The following is a 20259-nucleotide window of genomic DNA, read 5'->3' as shown; positions in this document are numbered from 1 at the left end:
GCAGCCCGTGCTCCCTCACGGGAGATAAGCTGCCGTTCTTCTCATTCCTTTGGAATTATCTCATGGTTATCGTTGACGGCTGTTCCAGTGCTTGCCGTTTCGATAAGCTTATTCCCATTCCGATTGCATACACAAGCAAAAGAAACACTTGTATGCTGACAACTATAATGGCCTTCTCGTCAAACACATCTTCCGTTGAGAAGGAGAGAAAGTTATGTACAATATGCCACAGGATCCCCGGCCACAAGCTCTTCGTAAGAACAACAATTTGCACCAGCACCACCCCGGCGAGAAAGGCAAAGCCGACTTGCAAAAGCACCAGCCCCATATTCTTCCCGTTCAGCGCGGTCACTGCATGCAGAACCCCAAAAATGACCGAGGAACCGATGATTGCAGTCTTTGTGCTGATCCGGTTAAGGTAACCGAACACTAATCCGCGAAAATACATTTCTTCGTTAAGCCCTACAAGGAGCGTGAACAGCAGCAATACTGCGTATACGATAGGTTGCTTATTAAAATGGAACCCATAGATCAAGATCGGGGCAAGCTCAAGGAGTAATAGAGGCACATACATCCACACTTGCCCTATGCCGTTACGCTCGGGAAGACGAAATCCGTACTGCCTCATTGCGTTCCCTGACCGTTTCATGATAAGCAGCCCCAGAAGCGCCGATACGGCGACACCTCCTGCCATGATCAAATAGGCTGCAGCTTCCTCGACCTCCATTATTTCTGCGATAGCTGATCCCAGTGCTGTAAAGAAGGTACATAGCACAGCCACTCCAATAGCTGGCCAATATGAATTTTTGAGCATTTTCATCAATGGACATCCTCCCGTTCCTGTTTCAAAGAATAAATTACGCCTTTAAAGGTGTGACGCAATACACTTTTGGCCTCCTGCTCGTCAATCTTGCACCCATTCGTTGCCAGTAAGGAGGCTATGCCATGCACAGCAAACCAGAGCGTCGTATACAGCTTTTGCGCTTCGTTAAGCGAAAGCCCCGTTTTACTGCTGAGAAAAGCAATCACCTGGTCGTCTCCCTCAGTCGTGCCTGCAATGCCTGCAAGATCTCCTTGGACAATAGAACTGGACATAAACAGCAATTGGAATAATTGCGGTTCGGTACGCGCAAAGTCTATATAAGCCATCCCCATGCCAAGAAAATCCTCTCCACTGGCCTGCAATCCTGCCCACATTGCTGTGTTATAAAGCTGCTCTGCTTCATGAAAGACCTCTGCCTTCAAATCCTCCATCGTAGCAAAATGGCTGAAGATCGGCTGCGTTGAACACCCAAGCCGAGAAGCCAGATTTCGGGCATTTATTGAGCCCCAGCCTTGCTCACGCACCAAATCAAGCGCGCCCTTCAACATGTCTTCACGGCTAATCTTCGGTTTTGGCGGCATGATTGTTCCTCTCCTTCATTTAATATATCATTCGTTATATAACATAAATTATATAACGAATATTTCTTCTGTCAAGTGACAGACAGGAATAAAGTTTCTAACCCTATTGAAAGCATTCAAAGGATTTCCGCAGTGCATATAAAAAGGGCGTTCAAGAGAAATTCTTGAACACCCTGAATTCATAATTTATTTAGATGGGATAAGGAACCTGATGATCAGACCTGCTCCTTCACCCCATGAGTCTCGAGCACGTCTTGTACCTTCGCAGGCTCTTCCTTATCCTTGGACAGGAACCAGCCAATCAACGCAATAGATACCAGTACAATGTAGAATGTCAATTTCCAGCCGGTGCTCTTCGCAAAGGTCTCCGGAATAATCGCAAGAGACGGATGTGAAAGAGTATACACAGCCAGCTTTACACCTACCCAGCCCACAATGACAAAAGCTGCAATTTCCAGTCCCGGTTTGCGATGCAGAAGGCCTACAAACAAATTCGCCGCAAAACGCATAATGATTAGTCCGATAAATCCGCCGAGGAATACGACGAGGAATTGTCCCCCATCCATTCCGCCAATGCTTGGCAATGGCGTATCCGGCAGAACCACGGCTAAGGCTACGGCTGCAAGAATGGAGTCGACTGCAAAGGCGATGTCGGCTAACTCTACTTTTAATACCGTCATCCAGAAGCTTGCCTTCTTCGGTTCTCTTACTTCGTCCATTACCACGTTCTCCGCAGGCGTGGCCTTCTTGATGAATACCTTGCGAATAATATGATTCAGGGAAATAAAGAACAGGTAGAGAGCCCCGATCGCTTGAACCTGCCATACGTTCACCAGAAACGAGATAACAAACAACGAGAGCAAGCGGAACACAAATGCTCCGGCCAACCCGTAGAACAGTGCCTTTTTACGTTCGGCATCAGGCAAATGCTTCACCATAATCGCCAGTACAAGCGCATTGTCTGCCGCCAGTAGTCCCTCAAGCACGATCAGTACAATCAATACCCAGGCGTACTCCATAAAGATAGATAAATCCATGCTAACACTCCTGTCCAATGTAGTATAATCAATCTTCTATATCAAAAAGGCCTTTACCTATTCGGTAAAGGCCCATAAAAAAGACCTTTGCCTCAATAGGCAAAGGTCTCGCTAACAACGTAACGTTGCCAATAAAGCCGAGGAACATGTCCCGTAATGACGACTTTACTGTAGCAGCTACTCCCCTTTGGAGTCGATTGATATGTCCTATCATAACATCTCTTCTGAATATATGAAAGTCCTTGATTCTCTAGAATTTTATTTTTTTGCTATCTCTATGCAATTATAACTCCCTTTATCGGCGCAGGCACACGGCTATCAAATGAGACATTAAACTTCAACTGAAGCTCGACCTCCTGCTCCAGAATCCGGGTTTCAATCGTAAGAAAAAACGGTGTCTCGATCTGGCGAAGGGTCAAGACGAGCCTCTCGGGAGATTCCTGGATAAAGGAACCCGCGATTCGCTCATGGACTCCAAATAAAGAGGTGCTTCCAATTCTCCACTCCTGCTCTCCCAGCTCAATCCGATGTTCGCCCTGTTCGTTTGTAATATCCAGTACAGCAGCACTACCACCAAAGGTAAATTGAAGTTGCTTTATGCCAAACTCATTTTTTTCCAGACGATAGCATTGAGTTCCGTGCCTGGTGTCCGGCTTAGACTCGAGAGCTTTTCTTGGCGGCTCCAGCCGAAGGTCCGCGAGCTGAATTCTTAACTCTTCGCCCGATGTCTCGACTACCACCGACTCCGGCTCACCTGCAATCCCGAACGCACCCAACAGATGGTTCCACACCCCATTAAGCACGCCTTGAAGATCGTTGGTGCCAGCTGTAATGGCAATAACGGCATCCAGGTCCTCCAGAACGATACAGAACTGGCCGAACGCTCCGTCTCCCCGATATACCCCGTGTTGACAACGCCAAAACTGATAGCCGTAGCCATGCGCCCAGTCGCTGTCTCCACCCGCTCCGTTCTCAATCTGCTTCGAAGTAGCCTCTTCGATCCACGCCAGACTCAGCAAGCGCTCACCTTGCCACATGCCATTCTGCAAGTAGAGCTGGCCAAACTTGGCAATATCCTCCGTAGTAATCTTCAGACCATATCCTCCGGTATTGATTCCTCGAGGGCAGCTCTCCCAGGTTGGATTCATAATCCCCAATGGCTTGAACAGCCTTGGCTCTAAATACTGCAGCAGGGTCTCGCCGGCAGCCTTCTGCAAGATTGCCGATAGCATATAAGTCGCCCCCGTATTGTACATGAAGAAAGTACCCGGCTCATGCTCCACCGGAAGCTTTAGAAAAGCACGCACCCAATTCCCGTCCGTAGAGCTATGAAGCTCGTCCGTCGTATCGGCCGCATGCCCCGTGCCCATCATCAGCAAATGCTTGATGCGCATGGCTGCCAAATTCGGCGAGACTTCCTCCGGCAAATCTTCCGGGAAGAAGGAGATTACCTGATCCTCTACACTAAGCCTTCCTTCCTGCACCGCTATTCCGATGGCTGTGGAAGTAAAGCTTTTACTGAGCGAGAACAGCATGTGGGGAAGCTGTGGTTCATAGGGCGCCCACCAGCCCTCCGCCGCAACGCATCCATGCCGAAGCAGCATAAAGCTGTGAAGCTCAATTGAACGTGACTTCATCTCATTGAGAAAATCGCTGACTTTGAGGGGGGATACCCCCAATTCCTCCGGGCTCTTTCTGGGCAATGGGCTTAACACCTGATTGGACATAAATAAGTCTCCTTCCGGATATTTCTACTTACCTCTGACTTCCCAAAGAATGAATCGCCTTGGACCCGTATGTAATCGTTCCCTCCGGGTTCTCCGCAGCAATGGCCAGCATCGCCCGGGCTACGACTCCTGCTTCGATGCCAAGCTGCGCCGGTACTGGCTTTTTGATTCCTTGGAACAAGCCGCGAACCACACTCCCGGATATCTTTTCCATGAGCCTATGCTCCTCACGTTCACCGAGCAGCAAGGACGGATGGAGAATGGACAACGCCTTGTAGCCGATGGACTTAAGCTGCTGCTCCAGTTCCCCCTTCATCTTCGTATACCAGATCTTTGATTTGGCATCCGCACCTGCGGAACTAATTACCAGAAAATGACGCGCCCCCTGCTCTTTGGCCAGTTTCGCCACCGTCAGCGGATAGGTTACGTCGATCCGGTACATCGCTTCGCGGGTTCGAGCCTTCTTGATCGTCGTCCCCAGACAGCAAAATACATCCTCGACGGCATAGGCCTCGCTAATCTCCTCCAATCGTTCGAAGTCGCTTACGATCTCTCTCAGCTTCTGATGACTGAATGTAAGTGGTCTGCGGACAATAGCATAAACCGCCTCATATTGTTCATCCCTCAACAATTCAGTCAGCAATTCGCGTCCAACCAGACCTGTCGCTCCTATGATCAGCGCTTTTTTCCCCGAATGACTCATGACGCACTTCCTCTCCCGATCACATCGCCGCGATGATCTGTTCCATTCATTATATATCAGAAGAGACTGCTGAGAGAAATTCCTTGGCACGCAAAGGCCCCCCCGCTAGGTTGAGCGAAGGGTGCCTGTATCGGAATGAACCGGCGTAATCCAGATTACTTGATCAGATCGACGGCATCCTGCGGTACGAACAGATCCGAGCCATTATAGACGATAACGCCCTTGAGCGTCTTCTTGGCACCGTTTAGAACCGCGATATTTTTGTGAATTTGCAGTTCCAGCTTCGTGCTGCCTTTGGTAATGATCGCTTTCGGGTTCTTGGCATCATTCAGGTCAAGCACAACCTCCGCTCCCTTGGCGGAAAAAGCTTGCTTGGCTGGTACGAACAATTGGCTGGATACTGCGTCAAGGTCCAGACCGAGCACACGAGCCATGTATTTGGCCACATCCGTATTGTCGATCACACCGCTTGGACGGTCATTGGTTGGAGAGTATGCATATAGAACAACATCTCCGCCAGTATGTCCGCCTGTAGTCCAGCCAATGCCGGAACGCTTACTGATCATCGGTCCAACCGTATAATTCATGCTGCCCGCTTTCGTATCACGGATGGCCTGAATTTCTTCGTTGCTCAGGTCTGTGATCCCGAAGTATTCCGCCATTACAGCTTGAATATTGGTGCGATCGCTGTTCAGCTTGGCCTCCAATCCTTCTCCTGTCAGCTTCGCCCGCTTAAGCGGATCAATGAATGTAGAGAGGGGCTCGGTGTCATAGGTTCCGGTGGTTGAACTGTTGCCAATTGTCAATCCGCCATTGCCATGGTCAGTCACGGCAACCACAACGGTCTCGCCATCCTTCTTGGCAAAGTCGAGAGCGGTTTTAACCGCATCGTCAAAGGCAAGCACATCGCTAAGGATACCGATGGGGTCGTTGGCATGAGCTGCCCAGTCTACCTTACTTCCCTCTACCATCAGGAAGAAGCCGTCCTCGTCCTTGGACAATACTTCAATTGCCTTGGCTGTCATCTCTGCCAGACTCGGCTGTTCAACAGGGTTCCGGTCCATGTCATAAGCCATAGCCGTGGAAGAGAACATGCCCCACAGCTTCGAAGAGCTGGATTTCGCCATGGCTTCAGGCGTCGTGACATATTCATAGCCGAGCGCCTTAATGGAAGCGATCAGATTGTCGCCGTCCGCTCTTCCTTCCGGAGACAGGAAGCTGCTTCCCCCGCCAAGCACCACGTCGACGCCGCTGTATACTTGCTGCTTGCTCAAAATATCATATTCTTTTCGGCTCGGATAATGGGAGGTGAAATCGGCCGGAGTAGCGTGCATAATTTCCGAAGTTGCAATAATGCCCGTCGATTTGCCTGCCAGCTTGGCGGCTTCCAGTACCGAAGCTACCGGCTTTCTGGCATCACTGGGTGCAATCGGATCCTCTCCCGGCATGTTCGCTTCATCCGGCAGGACTCCTACGAAGCCGGTATGCGACTTGTGTCCGGTGGCCAGTGCTGTTCCAGCCGGAGCCGAATCCGCAATCGGCGCATCAGCGGAATGAGTGCGGACCAGGCCGCTCGCAATTTCGTCCAGTGCGAGATCCGATCCCTTATACCATCTAGCCAATGCCGTGGCATCACCAGGCATGCCGTCAGGAATAAGGATAATCACATTCTTTATCTGCTTCGTCTCATTCGCTGCCTGGACTGGCGAGATTCCGCCTGTTGTAATACCAGCAGTAAGTGCAAGTGCAATGATTAGCTTCGTAGCGTTGCCGTACCTTTTCATCCTCTCCATCTCCTCCAGAATCATTGAATTTAATTTGAACTTACATGGAGAGTGTAACTTAGAATTGATAACGACAAGCCAGCAGAATGTAAAATTATTGTAAAAAAGAGTCATCTTGGAGGTTCATGCCCTCGCGTTCGCGCGTAAAGCGAAGCGCGCAAGCTGCCGATACACGCCCTGTGCCCAAGGCTTGCGCGCATATCCTGCTGACATTGACATGCCGCAAGTGGCAAACTATTGCAGTGCAGCTTAATTCAGTGCAGTTTCGGCTCAGCCATGTGCAGACTGCATTGCAGTTGATCTCCAAAGGCGAAGTGATCAGGGCATAAGTGTGAAGGGTTGTGAAGAAGCGCCAGCGGTCGCCTTTGTGAGCGGATTTCTCCCTTGTCAGAACTTAGTCCAATCAGAGAAATCCGCGAACAACAGCGATCGTAGCAACCCTTCACACGTTGCCCCATCCAACTCGCCCCCCTAATGTTCAACTGCCCTCCGCTGTTGCACACTCTCCTGCAGATATGCACTATATAGCAAAGGCCACCTGATTAGGTGGCCTTCTGCATCCAAGCTGCTTCAACGATTAAGCAACAGCTTGCGGCTTCGGATCGATCTTATCAACTTGCTCATATGCCTTCAGGTCAGAATATACCTCCACCTTGAGCGGATTGCGCTTATGCTTAGCAATCTTGTAAATATGGTAGACGAACACCGCAATGTTAGCTGCCAGAGACAAGCCGCTGACTATCCACAGTGCAGTCTCGCTATGCGAGGACTGGACGGCGAAGCGGGATTCTCCGACAAAGGCGGGGAACGACATGGTGAACATCATCCAGAAGGCCAGCGTTTGTGCACGATGCTGCAGCCAAGCTCCCTTTTTCATAAAGAAGGCAGGAATAGTACAGGAAATCAGCAGTGCGGCACCCGCGTAGAACGAATGGTCGGATACACAATTGTAGACGTAAGCAAAATTCCAGAGATCATAGGCGATAATCCAGAACCAGAGCATGTCGGGCCAGATCATATCACGGGACTTATCCTTGCTGACCCGGATTCCCATCCACCCGGAGATCGTAATAATGTTCAGAATCCCTGCGATCCCGTTCATAATGTTCCACGGACCGCCAATCATCGTCACACCGTCTACGATGCCGTTTAATCCATAGACCTCGAAGTCCCGGATTACGGCTTCCAGAATATTGACCGCCAGAATAATGGCCGGGAACATCAGCACATATTTGTTCCTGTCCCAACCCTTGATATACCGGAGCGCCATGAAGCCCAGACAGCCGGCCAGAGCGGAGTAGACCTTCACCCAATGGAACCAGGTTCCCGTACTGGAGCCTTCGCCCGCGGTGTTCGGCCAGACAAAGATCGTCAATACGATCGGCAGCGCCACAAAGAATACCAGAGCCGCCCACTTGCTTCTACGGGCTATTTCATTGAGCAGAATCAGGCCCGCGAGCACCACGAACCACATTAAAATAGAATACCAAGGCATTGCCTCAAATAAAAACATAGGTTACCCTCCTACAGCATTGATGAGTTGAAATCGCTTTCTATCCTGAATATAGCTTGCTGAAAGAAAAGCTTCAATCCACTCAAACCCTTGCTGTATCAAGGGTTCAGCAACATCCATTTCAAGTTGAGTTTACATACGGCTTCCCAATGATATTTATTCAATAAACCGAGTCGCAGCACGGCATTCCTCCGATTTAGCTGTCAACTTAACTTGAATGTAAAATAACTTCAAAAATACCGGCTGATCAGTGTCTTTGCGTAAGCGATACAGTTCTCAAGGGTGGGAAAGTTCATAATTTCTCCGGCAAAATAAACGCCATATTTTCCCTGCAGCTCCTCCAGCCTCCGATAGAAGCCATTCTCCAGCGCAGCGGTGCCTACATGAGGAAAGTGATCCCAGCGCTTCATCATATGAAGCCGAATCTCCTTGCCGCCAAGTCCAGCCAGAGTGCTTTCAATGTTGGCCCTAATCTCGGGATCGGACAGACGTCCATTCTCCTTCACATACACCGTGACCAGGTCATTCTCGGCTAGATCCCCCCACCGATAATACCAGGCCATCATTTGGCCTGCCCGTGCATCCCCCATATTCCCTGGAATATAACCCGACATCTTCGGCAACCGCTCTGCCCGGTAGGCATATACCCGGAAGGGTTCATGCGTGATCAGCTCCAGCAGCCCCCGGTCCTGCGGCTCCATTCCTTGGAGCTTATTCCGGAGCCCTCGCAGCGGTGCCGTATAAATCACACGTTCAAAATGCAAGGTCTCGTGATCCGTCTCCACCCTCATCTCGCCGGAGGCGTCACGATGAATCGACCGGACCCGGCAGGTTAATCTCAAATCCGGTGCGGCATCAGCCATAACCTTTACCAGCTTGCTCACGCCCTGCGGCCAACTAATCATATGCGTAATCTCGATGAAAGAGATCAAATTCTCATAATTGAGCAGCTTCATGACATAGACAGCCGGAACCTCTTCGATACTGCCGAAGCCGAAGGCGCTGAAATAATGCATAAACACCTGTTTAAGCACCGGCAATTGATTCTGCTCGCACCAGACGGCGAAGGGCCGACACAGCTCCGGCGGAATATCTCCAAAGCCTGGCTGCTTAATAGCTTCATATCGTCCAAACAATTCTGGAAGCCGCTTGAATTCTCGTGCAAATTCGCTCATTTGTTCCATCGGAATCTGCGAAATCTTGGCTCCTTGCGGATTAAAGAAGGCTCGCTCCAATAGAGGCCCCCGTTCAGACAAGCCGTATTCCTCCATCAGCTTCAATGTGTGCCTGTAGGAGGGAAGCCCGATGAGCGCCCCCATTTCATAGGTCTTTCCCTTATATTCGATAGAATGACACTTTCCACCCGCACGGTCACTCTTCTCCAGAAGCGTCACCTGCCGGTACCCCTTCTTGACCAGCTCATGTGCAAGGGTTACTCCGGAAATGCCTGCACCGACGATACCGATTCTCATGCTCCTGTCCATAGACACATCATCTCCTTGTGAACAGCCATAACGGCAACGGTTCGGAGGCATCCCGGAAACCCAGTACAATATCTGTCGGAATTCTGCCTCGATTGGCCCCCTGATCTAACGGCCGATTATAGTTGTAAAAGTTCAGATATTCATTCAGCCGCTGTTCAAGCCGATCCAACGAGACAGCTTCTTCCTCGGAAGCAAGACGGGAAATCTGCGGCTTATAGAATTCTCGCGCCAGCAGGGCCGTAAATTCATGCAAAGGCTGAAACACGTCCTGTCTGCCAGCCGCAAAGACCTCCTGGGTGATTCCAAGCTTATGTAAATAGTTCGTATACTTATGATTACCCCGTTCCCAGGATGTAGCAAATTCCTGACCAGAGTTTGTCACCAGATGATCAATGCTAAGATCAAAGGTTTTCAGCAGGGGAATGATCCTCATCTTCATGAAATCCATCAGGTCATCCGCCGACCTGCGAGGATACAGCTTCATAATGGCCAGGCGGGAATAAGAGTCCAGCACGATGTATTGATATACCTTGCCCGCTCCAGGAAGCTTGCCCAGATATTGAATGGCTTGATAGCAAATATAACCGGGTCTTGCATGCTCCTGAAGCTTCAGCTTGTAGTCGAGCTTTTTCTGCCTCGGTACGTTCCTTCCCGCAGCCTCCGTCCTGGAAGCCTTCGCCTCCGACCGCCTCCCCTTCTTCCTGTGTTCCTTTATTTCTCTGGCAAAACGCTCGCGCTCCGACCGGCAATTGAGCCCCTGTCGCCGCAGAACATTATAGATTCCAGTCTCTCCGACGATAATCCCTTCATTCTCCAGCTCATAGCTGATCCGCTTAGGACCATCCTGCGGGTGGCGAGCTACATGCGCCAGAATGGCCTTCTCCGTCCTCCGATCTACCTGATTCGGCATGACCGGCCTCCTTGGAGCCTCAGCCAGCCCCTCCATTCCTTGCTCCGCATAGGCTTTATACCAGCGGTAATATAGCGTTCTGGAGATACCGAATTCCCGGCAGGTGCGGGAGACATTATTGCCTGTTATGCCGTGAAGAAGGATTTGATACTTCTGCTGCTCATTCATCGCCGCTTCTCCCATCTCTCTTATTCCATCTATAGTACAAGGGATTGGACGCCCTATCAATGAATTCAATTACACCGCAAGAAGTATCCGCTTTTATCCCTAATCTAAAAAAATCATGTGAAAACCCCCACATAGAATCTATAATAGAATGCAGGCCACCATTTCTATCTACATGGATGGATACATAGAAAAGTTGATCTATACCCCTACCAGAGAGGATGAAGTGTTCATGCACTTGCAAGGCAGGTTCAGCTTTCACCAGGTTACCAAAATCAATTATTTCATCTTGCTGGCCTTCTCGACGATATTCGCCCTGGAGGCCCCCTTTGTGCACGGCAGAGAAACCGGACTCAGGATCTCGCTCATCATGATTATTACTTGTGTAATCGGCAGTCTCATCTATTTGGCCCATTTGAAAGCCTGGCTGCCCGAGGTGCTCGTGGGAGCATTAATCCCGCTTGCGCCTGCGGTTATCACCCTTGCATTGTTGTATTTCGAGCAAGGCGCCTTTCGCTTCTTCCTCATCTTCCCTGTCACCATCGTTTCCTCAGCTATGTATTTCAGGAAAGATGTTTTGTTAACGTTTACGGGGCTGCTGAATGTCCTCCTTATACTTTTCTTTATTTTTGATCCCTCTTCCTTGTTGGGAATACAGTGGGAACTATCTGATTTCATCATGCGTCTCGCCTTTCTGAACAGTACGGCGATTTATTTATTCTTCCTGACAACCTGGGGCAAGAACCTCATGGATGAGAGCGCCCGCCGGGAGGCAGCCGCCTCCGATCTCTCCGCTGCACTGGAGACTACACTTGAGGAGATCTCCTTATACACGAAGCGGTTAAACGAGAGTGTAACCAGCAGTAATGAGAGCATTTCCGGAACTCGCAGTATCAGCGGAACGGTTGTGCTGGCTGTCCAGGAGATTGCGAGAGGCATCGAGCAGGAGGCCGCGAATCTAAATGATATTCATGCATCGATTGCCACGGTTGACCGGCTCGTTCAGCAAGTTCATCAAGGCTCGGCATCTACCCTGTCAGAGTCCGCCCAGGTTGGCGAGCTGGTCAGCCAAGGTAACGTCGAGGCTGAGGAGCTGGCGGAGCGGATTTCGGTTGTACAGAAGGCAATCCAATCGGCCCTTGGCGCTGTAACCGCCATGCACGGGGAAATGCAGCAAATACGTGAAATCCTGTTATCTATTTCCCAAATATCCAATCAGACAAATCTATTGTCCCTGAATGCAGCAATTGAGTCCGCTCGGGCCGGTGAATCCGGCAGAGGGTTCGCGGTTGTCGCATCCGAGATTCGTAAGCTGGCTGCTACAAGCGGCGAAATGACCGGGCAAATCCAGAGCATCGTGGAAAAGCTGTCCACCGTGAGCCAAGCCGCACTGGATGATGTCCAACTAGGCTATTCTGCGACCGAGCAGGGCTTCCTTATTGCCGAACGCTTCAGAGACGGATTCAAGATGATCGAGCATAGCTTCACCGGAATTAGTGCACTAATCCGGGACGAAGCCGCGGCGATGGATACGATGAAGAGACAATTCGTCGAGATTCGCGACCAAATCAGCGAGATTGCCGGAATTACGGAGGAGCATTCCGCAACCACGGAGCAGATGCTTTCTTCTATTGAGGATCAGAACGAACGGATCGTGTCCATTCATAAAGAAATGGAGGATGTCCGTCAAGTCAGCGAGAAGCTCGGCGAGATGACCGCCCGATCAAAATGATGCAATTCTTCGTAAATTATCGGTAAACCCGGCGGGCGATTTATGTTAAAATAGAACCTGCTAGCAATGAAAAGAACTGTAGAGAGGAACGTCCCGAATTGGCACAATTGTTTTATAAATACGGAGCAATGAACAGCGGGAAATCTATCGAGATTCTCAAGGTTGCCCATAATTACGAAGAACAGAATAAGCCTGTCCTTATCTTCACCTCCGCTGTAGACAACCGCGATGAGATTGGATATGTCTCTTCCCGGATCGGCCTTCGCCGGCATGCGATTCCGATCTATGAGGATACCGACATCTTCGCCATCGTTCGCGATCATACCCCGAAGCTGTATTGCATTCTGATCGATGAATGTCAATTCCTCGGGGAATCGAGCATCCGGCAGTTGGTCCGGATTGTCGATGAGCTGGACATCCCGGTGATGGCCTTCGGCTTGAAGAATGATTTCCAGAATCAATTGTTCGAGGGCAGCCGCCAACTGCTCATTTATGCCGATAAAATTGAGGAAATGAAAACCATCTGCTGGTTCTGTGCCCGAAAGGCGACGATGAATCTGCGCGTGGAAAACGGCAAGCCTGTCTATACAGGCGAGCAAATTCAGATCGGCGGAAATGAATCCTACTATCCGGTCTGCCGCAAATGTCATGCCAATCCGCCGCTATAGCTAGAACGTAGCAGCCCGCATCAAAAGGGGCGCCGAATCATCAATATTGATGACTCGGCGCCCCTTTTAATGTATTGGCTTAACTTAATCCATGTCGTAAATCGTCCCTACCTTGAGTCCATAGAGCTCATTATATATTTTCTCCGCGTAAGCATCAGTCATTCCGGCAATATAATCAATAATCATATGCTCCCAGGTCCAGATCGGATCGGACTTCTTCTGATCTTGGTCGAACCTGCGCAGCCAGTCTCCGGGAATAATGGATTTGGAGGTAACCGGGTCGACAAAGGCGTCCCAGAGCCGCTTGATGACCCAGGAGGAGCGCTTCTGAAGCCGCTGCACACGCAAATCCCGGATCATCGTCACCCAAGCGAAGCTTTTCAGCACACTGACCGTCCGCAGCATATCCTCGTCTTCCCGGCCTTCCTTGACGAACGTAACCTTCTGCCAATTCTCCTCCTCGACCACCCCAAGGCTGCCGACAAACAGGCTGACCCAATGGGCCTTTACCTCTCTACGGGTTCTGGAGTAATCGTGATCGCATATCGGCATCTTTGCATTCCATACGTCGAGGAACAGGTTCAACACCTGCATGACCTTGATCTCAATCTGCTCGGGCATCCAGCCCTCCCAGAAAAAATCATCCAGCGTCGTAATTTTCTCGACAATGAGCCGCTGAATGTGGGAATCAAACAGGAAATGCTCATGTACTTCAATTTTTCCCGCTTTGATTCCGTCCTCCAGATCATGCGCCGAATAAGCGATATCATCGCACAAATCCATTAATTGCGCCTCAAACGTCTTTTTGCCTTCCGGCATTCCCCATCGTTCCCGGATCTGTGATATATATTGCCATTCATGACGATAGAGTCCCTTTTTGTTGAGGGTTCCGGGGTAGGGGTACTTGTTCGTTCCAAGCAGAACCGCATCCGACAGGTTGAGTCCGTCTATGTTTTCCCTTTTCTCAAGAAACATCATCAACCGAAAGTTATGGGCATTCCCTTCAAAATGCTCGTACTTCCGCCGCATAGCATCATACAGCTCTTGCTGCACATCCGGCGATAGATTATCTCTACCTGACATGGCCTCTTGCGCCTTGCGCTCGATCAGATTGTCAAGGATCTGCCCGAGCACTTCCTCTCCCTTATGACCAAAGGGAGGATGCCCGAAGTCATGGCATATCGCCGCACATTCCACCACTTCAGGATCAATAACGAGCCCGGGATGCTCCGCCTGTTCAATCGCAACCTGCGGATAGGCCCGCAGCAAGCTTCGAGCCGCCTCCCGGGCAATCTGCGCCACCTCCAGGGAATGGGTTAGCCGGGTCCGGTAGTAATCACCGGTCCCTGCCCCGAATACCTGAGACTTTCCTTGAAGCCGGCGGAAGGTGGGGGAATGAATTAACCGCGAATAATCGCGGTCATAGGTTGAACGGGCAGTCTCCTGTCCAATGTTATCCGGATGCTGCCGGTGATGTCTTAATGTCTGTAAGTTCATTAGCCTTACTCCTTCATAACACAGCGCTTTTTGAGGTTGTTCAAAAAGTCATCTTTTTGAACACGCACTTTTATGTTATTGTAGCCCTGCAAGCCATGAACTTAAAGAGGCAATTCAAAAAATCATCCGCCTCAATTTAAAATTTCCGCAGACTCTCCCCGCATCATATCTGTATAGCCCGTTTCGAGACGATTGTCCGTGCGCGCGGAACTTTCCTCAAAGACATGATTCAACAGACGTACATAATCGAGTGACTGCTGAAGTTCCAGTTCAGCTCGAGTCACAACCATTCTGCGTCCTTCCATTAATGCAAAAATCTCGATTACATCAGGCAATTGACCGAAGGCGCTGAACCAAAATACGGTGGTCATATGAACAAATGCTTCCGCCAGCCAATCATTCTCCTCCACCAGCCATTTCTGAACGGTGATCTGTTCCTTGGCGGATTGTGAATCCTGCTGTTTCCAAACCGCCTGAAAAATCATCGATAGGCTTTCCATTTCAGTGAATCGAGTCTCCCATTGCTCATACAGCGCTGTCGGGTAATCCTCTAGATGCGGAGACAGGCTGTGAGTCAGCTGGTCCGTCATTCGATGATAGATCTCCCAATAATGGAGCGGGTCGTCGAACAAGTGGCGGCTTCGCGGCCAGCGCCGATTCAGCAAATATTGAATGGGTGTGTGCGCCCGTACCTCCGGAGTAAGCTCCAAATAGTCATTGACGGTATGCCCCACTGCGTATTGAACCTGCTGTCTCCAGGAGAAATGGGGCTGTCCTTGGCCTTGTCTTTGACCCGAGCCCTTCCAAGCACATGAGCATGCACAGCCTTGCCCGGTCTGTGCTCTAATCCATGCCTCAAGCTCATAATCCACTACTCTTCTCATCATTGAAGAATCAGGAGGCGCCAAGCAGGCTTTGGGCAAAACGTGCACCGAATTCCTTGCACAATTGCTTCTCTTCTGCATTGGGTCCATACTCCACCTTTAATCCTTCTTGCTCCACAACAGCGCCGAACTCCCGCAGCTTCTCTTCCAGGACATCAACAGCGCCGCAGTAAAGGCGATAGGTCGTATCCCCGCTTCCGAATACAGCCGCCTTCCTGCCCTCAAGCTCCAATTCCTCCATCTCATCGATGAAATCCTCAAATTCATCCGGGAGCTCTCCGTCTCCCCATGTGTAGGCCCCCAGAAGGACACCTTCATAGCGCATCAGTTCTGAAGCACTGCATTGCTCTACTTCCTTCAAATCTGCCGAAGAACCCGCAGCACGGATTCCTTCCGCAATTAATTCGGCCATCTCTTCAGTATTCCCCGTCAGGCTCGCATATACAATCAGTACTCTGCTCATCTCTCTCATCCCTCGTTATTCTTAATCACTATCGACCTAAGCGATGTGGAATCAACATCCGCATTATAATTGATAATGATTATCATTGTCAATATTGGGTTTTGAGTACTTGTTTTTATTATCGGAAATATATTATTGGTCTATTTACAATAGTGTGTGTCATACAGTATAGTGGAATCAAGGAGTTGATCATATGGCTGATGTAGCTGAAACTATACAGACAATACTGAGCGAACTGCGGAGAGGTACAATCATCATCGGTGTACTAAGCCAACTGGAGGAAGCGCAATATGGATATTCGCTAGTAACAGTACTTGAAGACAAGGGAATCCCTGTCGATCCCGGAACGCTGTACCCGCTGCTTAGAAGACTGGAGAAGCAGGAGCTGCTGGCAAGCAGTTGGGACACGAATGAAGCGCGCCCCCGCAAGTACTATGTGATTACTCCATTTGGACGCGAGGTATATGCGGGACTTTGCTTGGAATGGAAGGCGCTTAATGAAGCCATGACAAAAATAATGAATTCAGAGGAGGCATGAATGTATGGAGGTTATTGATCGTTATGTGCATGCGGTGATCCGCAGGTTGCCTGAGGGTATGCGGGAGGATATTCGCAAGGAGCTCCATGGTCTGATTGAAGATATGCTGGAGGAACAAGCCGCTGGTCCGGTTCCCACTCCCGAAGAGGCCGAGCAAGTGTTGTTGCATTTAGGCCACCCCGCTGCCATGGCGGCTAAATACCGGGGGCATGAACGCTATTTGGTAGGTCCGCAATTGTTCGAATCTTATCTTTCTGTCATCAAAGTTGTAATGATCGCTGTTATCGCATCTTTATCGGTTATTTTTGTGGTTGAGACCGCGCTTCGGCCGAACGAGATTACAGATCAGTTTACAAGCTACATTACTTCTATCGTCAGTGCGGCTTCTCAAGGCTTTGTCTGGGTAACTGTGGTGTTCGCGATGATCGAATACGGAATCCGCAAAAAGACGCCTAGCGAGTACGGTTCAATGTCATGGCGGCCTTCCGACCTGCCTCCGATTCCCGACTCCCGTGCCGAGATCAAGCTGAGCGAACCGATTGCGGGAATTATTTTCACGGTTCTCTTCACCATTGTCTTGCTAAGCGGTGCTGAGCTCCTTGCCATTTATACGACGGCGAGCGGCGAATTGAGCATCGTACCCTTTATCAACTTTGATGTTCTATACCGCTTCTGGCCATTCATCGTCGCTTTCGGTGTTGCAGGCGTTGGAAAAGAAATCTATAAAATGCTGGTTCGTCAACGGACGGCAGGACTGCTCGCATACCATATTATATTCAGCGTAGCAGGCGTCATTTTTGCCGGATTCTTGCTGTCAGAGCCTGGCTTCTGGAATCCTGCCTTTATGGAACAACTGCAGGCAACTGGCATATTCATTGAAGCAGGCAATGAGTTCTTCGAGCCTGTTAGCCGAATCTGGGAGACGGTCACCGGAAACCTGATTTATCTCATTATTTTGATCACACTGATTGATATCGGTTCGGAAGTTTTCAAATGGCTTCGCCTTAAAAAGGCTGGCCCGATCACCATTAACATCCCCTAATGCTGGAAATGAAAAGCTAAGATCCTTCTGCCGTCAGACTAGGGTAGCTCATATCGCTGCCTTAGCTTGGCGGCAGTTTCATTAATTCTGGTCTTATCGGCTAAGATTAGCTCCACAGCGTCCGGGTTCATAACCTGCTCGGCATCCTCAGCACGAATGACATGCTTCACACCTTCGATAAATCGGGCAATGGACGCTTTCCCACTTCCTATACCGGTCAATTCCTCAAGGCTTGCTGTAAATTCAGGGATGACAAGGGGATATTGTCCCGGATCAGCACCTGCGGCTGCCGTGTCATAAAAGGATCGAACCAGTCTCGCCCTTGCACTTCCAGAGCCTTCTACAATGACGAATGCCTGAATGATAAAAGCCTTACGCTGCCTGCGCTGGGCTATTCCGCAAAACTTGCGTCCTCCGACACTTAAATCATAGTCTCCCGGACAGAATGCCCCCTCAATCTCACCCGCTGCCACCTCTGCCTCCTCCACGCCAGCCGCTCTGCATGCCTGCACCACAGCCCTTTGAATCAAGCTGACCATCATTTGAAAATCCTGTCGAAAATCTTGTCGATGGATGCACTCCGGAATAGGAAGAATCAGAGAAACATTGATCACACCGGCATCCAATGGAACCGCCGCCCCGCCGGAATGTCTTACGACGGCATCGATCCCGCTGGCATGCAGAGCCCTTACTGCGGTACCGGTCTGGGGAAGTCGGCTGTCACGCGAGCCCATGACAAAGGAGCCGGCATGTCTCCACAAATGGCAAACCGCCGGCCCTCCCTCTCCAGTATGCCTGCATAACAGCTCGTCCAATGCGAAATGCTCAAGCACGTCGCCTTCCAAGGCAGCATGGGTTCGATCCAGTATCAGAACCGGCCGGATCAAGCGACGCTGCCTTCCTTCAGATAAAGCACCACCGGACAGTGGTCGCTGCCCATGACTTCACAAGAAATCTGTGCATCCTCAAGCTGTGGAGCCAGGCGCTCAGATGTCAGAAAATAATCAATCCGCCATCCCACATTCCGCTCACGTACCTTCGGCATGTACGACCACCAGCTGTACATATTTTCCCGGTCGGGATAAAAATAGCGGAAGGTATCGATAAAGCCCGCTTCCAACAGCTCTGTCATTTTCCCCCGCTCCTCATCGGTAAATCCGGCATTTCCGATGTTCGGCTTCGGATTCTTCAAATCAATCTCCCGGTGCGCCACATTCAAGTCTCCGCAGACGATCACGGGCTTCACTGAATCCAGTCCCTGCAAGTAGGCACGAAAGCGGTCCTCCCACTCCATGCGGTACGCCAGCCTTGATAAATCGCGCTTGGCATTTGGCGTATAGACATTTACCAGGAAAAATTGTTCAAATTCCAGGGTGAGCACTCTCCCCTCCGGCTCGGAGTCCTCCTCTATTCCGTACCGGACGCTAAGCGGTTTGAGCCGCGTGAAGACCGCGGTTCCGGAGTAACCCTTTTTCTCCGCATAGTTCCAGTACTGCTCATATTCCTCGCCGATCTCCATACAAATTTGCCCATCTTGAAGCTTCGTCTCCTGCAGACAGACAATATCGGCAGCCTCTCCGGCAAAGAAGTCATTGAATCCTTTATTGACACAGGCTCTCAGCCCATTTACATTCCATGAAATTAGTTTCATAGCATTACGCCTCCTCTTCCCTTGCTAAAAGTCTACCTTTTATGAAAAAAGTCTGTCAACAGGCCGGCCTATTTCCTATATCGTTCCTTATAAAGCAAAAACGCCAATACCTCGGCGGTATTGGCGCATTCCGTATGCTTAAAGCGGCGCATTCACTACGCTTAAACAGAAGCTTTTCCCTTCTTCACAGCATGAACATCGTAGGTTTTGACATCTGTGCTGATAATATAAGCTGGGGGCTGCTGTCCCCGCTTTTCCCGGTGTCCCTGGATATGAACATCGCTCTTCTCCCAATTCTTCCAGGCTTCCTTCGACTCCCAGCGGATGATCATAACGACTTCTTCATGCTCCTTGCTCTTGGTATTGACCATGACGATCCGATCAATTAAGCCATCCATGGTATCTACTGCCATATCTGAGCTGAAGCGCTCCAGAACCTTGTCGCTATTGCCTGCCTCTATGGTCATTGTTCTTGTCATGATAAACATGTATATCTGCCTCCTTAACTTTCGATCTGTGAATGTCTCCATATGGATGGGAGTCTTTCAACTATATCTATCTATTTTATTGATAATAATTATCATTGTCAATTAAGAGGAATGTGTGTTTTTTAGCTGTACCGGACATCCCTCGATATGGTATGATCTTATTCGTATTGAATATTCAAATCTTTGAATATTTGAATTTTTGAATGCTAGGAGGTCTGATATGGAAGATCATACAAACTTGCAGCAGTTTAAAGCCGAATTTTTCAAAGCACTTGCCCATCCGATGCGAATCCGGATTCTGGAGGTGCTATGTGACGGGGAAAAGAGCGTGAACGAGCTTCAGGCGATTCTTGGCTCTGAGGGTTCCGCTGTATCCCAGCAACTATCTGTACTGCGTGCGAAGAATCTGGTCAACACCGTAAAAGAAGGTACAACCGTCGTATATTCATTGCGGGATCCGTTAATCAAAGACTTGCTCGCCGTGGCGCGGCAGATTTTTGATAATCATCTTGTAGAGTCTATCTCACTATTAAAAGGTATTCGGAAGAGCTAATAATTAGAAAAGAAGG

20 protein-coding genes are annotated in these 20259 nt (G+C 49.9%); 5 read left to right on the top strand and 15 right to left on the bottom strand.

The features are described 5' to 3' along the window. Positions 1 to 55 precede the first annotated feature (55 nt). From KQJ23_RS04070 to KQJ23_RS04030, 9 genes are all read right to left on the bottom strand, one after another. Complete coding sequence (locus KQJ23_RS04070; protein WP_216477410.1) at positions 56 to 820, bottom strand: CPBP family intramembrane glutamic endopeptidase; 765 nt, start codon at positions 818 to 820, stop codon at positions 56 to 58. Further along, positions 820 to 1404: a TetR/AcrR family transcriptional regulator gene (locus tag KQJ23_RS04065; protein ID WP_216477409.1), complete on the bottom strand. Its 585-nt coding sequence runs from the start codon at positions 1402 to 1404 to the stop codon at positions 820 to 822. The genes KQJ23_RS04070 and KQJ23_RS04065 overlap by 1 nt, the downstream gene beginning before the upstream one ends. Positions 1405 to 1619: 215 nt before the next feature. Further along, positions 1620 to 2441 (bottom strand): TerC family protein, encoded by an 822-nt coding sequence (locus KQJ23_RS04060; protein WP_216477408.1) that lies wholly within the window; start codon positions 2439 to 2441, stop codon positions 1620 to 1622. Positions 2442 to 2716: 275 nt separating this feature from the next. Next, positions 2717 to 4168: a serine hydrolase domain-containing protein gene (locus KQJ23_RS04055; protein WP_216477407.1), complete on the bottom strand. Its 1452-nt coding sequence runs from the start codon at positions 4166 to 4168 to the stop codon at positions 2717 to 2719. Positions 4169 to 4196: 28 nt separating this feature from the next. Next, positions 4197 to 4871: an oxidoreductase gene (locus KQJ23_RS04050; RefSeq protein WP_216477406.1), complete on the bottom strand. Its 675-nt coding sequence runs from the start codon at positions 4869 to 4871 to the stop codon at positions 4197 to 4199. Between the two features lie 155 nt (positions 4872 to 5026). After that, a complete protein-coding gene (locus KQJ23_RS04045) occupies positions 5027 to 6655 on the bottom strand; it encodes an alkaline phosphatase (protein WP_216477405.1) in 1629 nt (542 codons plus the stop codon). A 577-nt stretch (positions 6656 to 7232) separates the two neighbouring features. Further along, positions 7233 to 8168, bottom strand: coding sequence for a DUF5692 family protein (locus tag KQJ23_RS04040; protein WP_216477404.1), 936 nt, complete (start codon positions 8166 to 8168; stop codon positions 7233 to 7235). A 230-nt stretch (positions 8169 to 8398) separates the two neighbouring features. Then, positions 8399 to 9652, bottom strand: a complete 1254-nt coding sequence (locus KQJ23_RS04035) for an FAD-dependent oxidoreductase (RefSeq protein ID WP_216477403.1) — start codon at positions 9650 to 9652, stop codon at positions 8399 to 8401. A gap of 7 nt (positions 9653 to 9659) precedes the next feature. Continuing rightward, positions 9660 to 10730: a helix-turn-helix domain-containing protein gene (locus KQJ23_RS04030; protein ID WP_216477402.1), complete on the bottom strand. Its 1071-nt coding sequence runs from the start codon at positions 10728 to 10730 to the stop codon at positions 9660 to 9662. Positions 10731 to 10878: 148 nt separating this feature from the next. On the opposite strand from KQJ23_RS04030, the gene KQJ23_RS04025 reads away from it, so the two are divergent. Both KQJ23_RS04025 and KQJ23_RS04020 read left to right on the top strand, forming a co-directional pair. After that, positions 10879 to 12459, top strand: coding sequence for a methyl-accepting chemotaxis protein (locus tag KQJ23_RS04025; RefSeq protein ID WP_216477401.1), 1581 nt, complete (start codon positions 10879 to 10881; stop codon positions 12457 to 12459). A 98-nt stretch (positions 12460 to 12557) separates the two neighbouring features. Beyond that, positions 12558 to 13127 (top strand): thymidine kinase, encoded by a 570-nt coding sequence (locus tag KQJ23_RS04020; RefSeq protein ID WP_216477400.1) that lies wholly within the window; start codon positions 12558 to 12560, stop codon positions 13125 to 13127. 84 nt (positions 13128 to 13211) lie between these two features. Here the strand turns inward: KQJ23_RS04020 and KQJ23_RS04015 are convergent, their stop codons facing one another. From KQJ23_RS04015 to KQJ23_RS04005, 3 genes are all read right to left on the bottom strand, one after another. Then, positions 13212 to 14624 (bottom strand): deoxyguanosinetriphosphate triphosphohydrolase family protein, encoded by a 1413-nt coding sequence (locus KQJ23_RS04015; RefSeq protein WP_216477399.1) that lies wholly within the window; start codon positions 14622 to 14624, stop codon positions 13212 to 13214. A 131-nt stretch (positions 14625 to 14755) separates the two neighbouring features. After that, a complete protein-coding gene (locus tag KQJ23_RS04010; RefSeq protein ID WP_216477398.1) occupies positions 14756 to 15508 on the bottom strand; it encodes a hypothetical protein in 753 nt (250 codons plus the stop codon). A 10-nt stretch (positions 15509 to 15518) separates the two neighbouring features. Beyond that, positions 15519 to 15971: a flavodoxin gene (locus KQJ23_RS04005; RefSeq protein ID WP_216477397.1), complete on the bottom strand. Its 453-nt coding sequence runs from the start codon at positions 15969 to 15971 to the stop codon at positions 15519 to 15521. Between the two features lie 193 nt (positions 15972 to 16164). On the opposite strand from KQJ23_RS04005, the gene KQJ23_RS04000 reads away from it, so the two are divergent. Together KQJ23_RS04000 and KQJ23_RS03995 are read left to right on the top strand one after the other, a co-directional pair. Further along, positions 16165 to 16509 carry a PadR family transcriptional regulator gene (locus KQJ23_RS04000; RefSeq protein ID WP_216477396.1) on the top strand — a complete coding sequence of 115 codons (345 nt, stop codon included), beginning with the start codon at positions 16165 to 16167 and terminating at the stop codon, positions 16507 to 16509. A 4-nt stretch (positions 16510 to 16513) separates the two neighbouring features. Continuing rightward, positions 16514 to 17551: a hypothetical protein gene (locus tag KQJ23_RS03995; protein ID WP_216477395.1), complete on the top strand. Its 1038-nt coding sequence runs from the start codon at positions 16514 to 16516 to the stop codon at positions 17549 to 17551. 38 nt (positions 17552 to 17589) lie between these two features. On the opposite strand, the gene KQJ23_RS03990 is transcribed toward KQJ23_RS03995, so the two are convergent. The 3 genes from KQJ23_RS03990 to KQJ23_RS03980 all read right to left on the bottom strand — a co-directional run bounded on the left by KQJ23_RS03990 (position 17590) and on the right by KQJ23_RS03980 (position 19690). Next, positions 17590 to 18438, bottom strand: coding sequence for a lipoate--protein ligase family protein (locus KQJ23_RS03990; RefSeq protein WP_216477394.1), 849 nt, complete (start codon positions 18436 to 18438; stop codon positions 17590 to 17592). Next, positions 18435 to 19202: an exodeoxyribonuclease III gene (locus KQJ23_RS03985; protein ID WP_216477393.1), complete on the bottom strand. Its 768-nt coding sequence runs from the start codon at positions 19200 to 19202 to the stop codon at positions 18435 to 18437. The genes KQJ23_RS03990 and KQJ23_RS03985 overlap by 4 nt, the downstream gene beginning before the upstream one ends. 161 nt (positions 19203 to 19363) lie before the next feature. Further along, positions 19364 to 19690: an antibiotic biosynthesis monooxygenase gene (locus tag KQJ23_RS03980; RefSeq protein ID WP_216477392.1), complete on the bottom strand. Its 327-nt coding sequence runs from the start codon at positions 19688 to 19690 to the stop codon at positions 19364 to 19366. Between the two features lie 220 nt (positions 19691 to 19910). Between KQJ23_RS03980 and KQJ23_RS03975 the strand changes: the two genes are divergently transcribed. Then, positions 19911 to 20243, top strand: a complete 333-nt coding sequence (locus tag KQJ23_RS03975) for an ArsR/SmtB family transcription factor (RefSeq protein WP_216477391.1) — start codon at positions 19911 to 19913, stop codon at positions 20241 to 20243. Positions 20244 to 20259 lie beyond the last annotated feature (16 nt).

Origin of the sequence: Paenibacillus brevis (assembly GCF_018919145.1) — a bacterium.
GTDB lineage: Bacteria > Bacillota > Bacilli > Paenibacillales > Paenibacillaceae > Fontibacillus > Fontibacillus brevis.
This window is presented reverse-complemented; position numbering and strand designations above follow the sequence as displayed.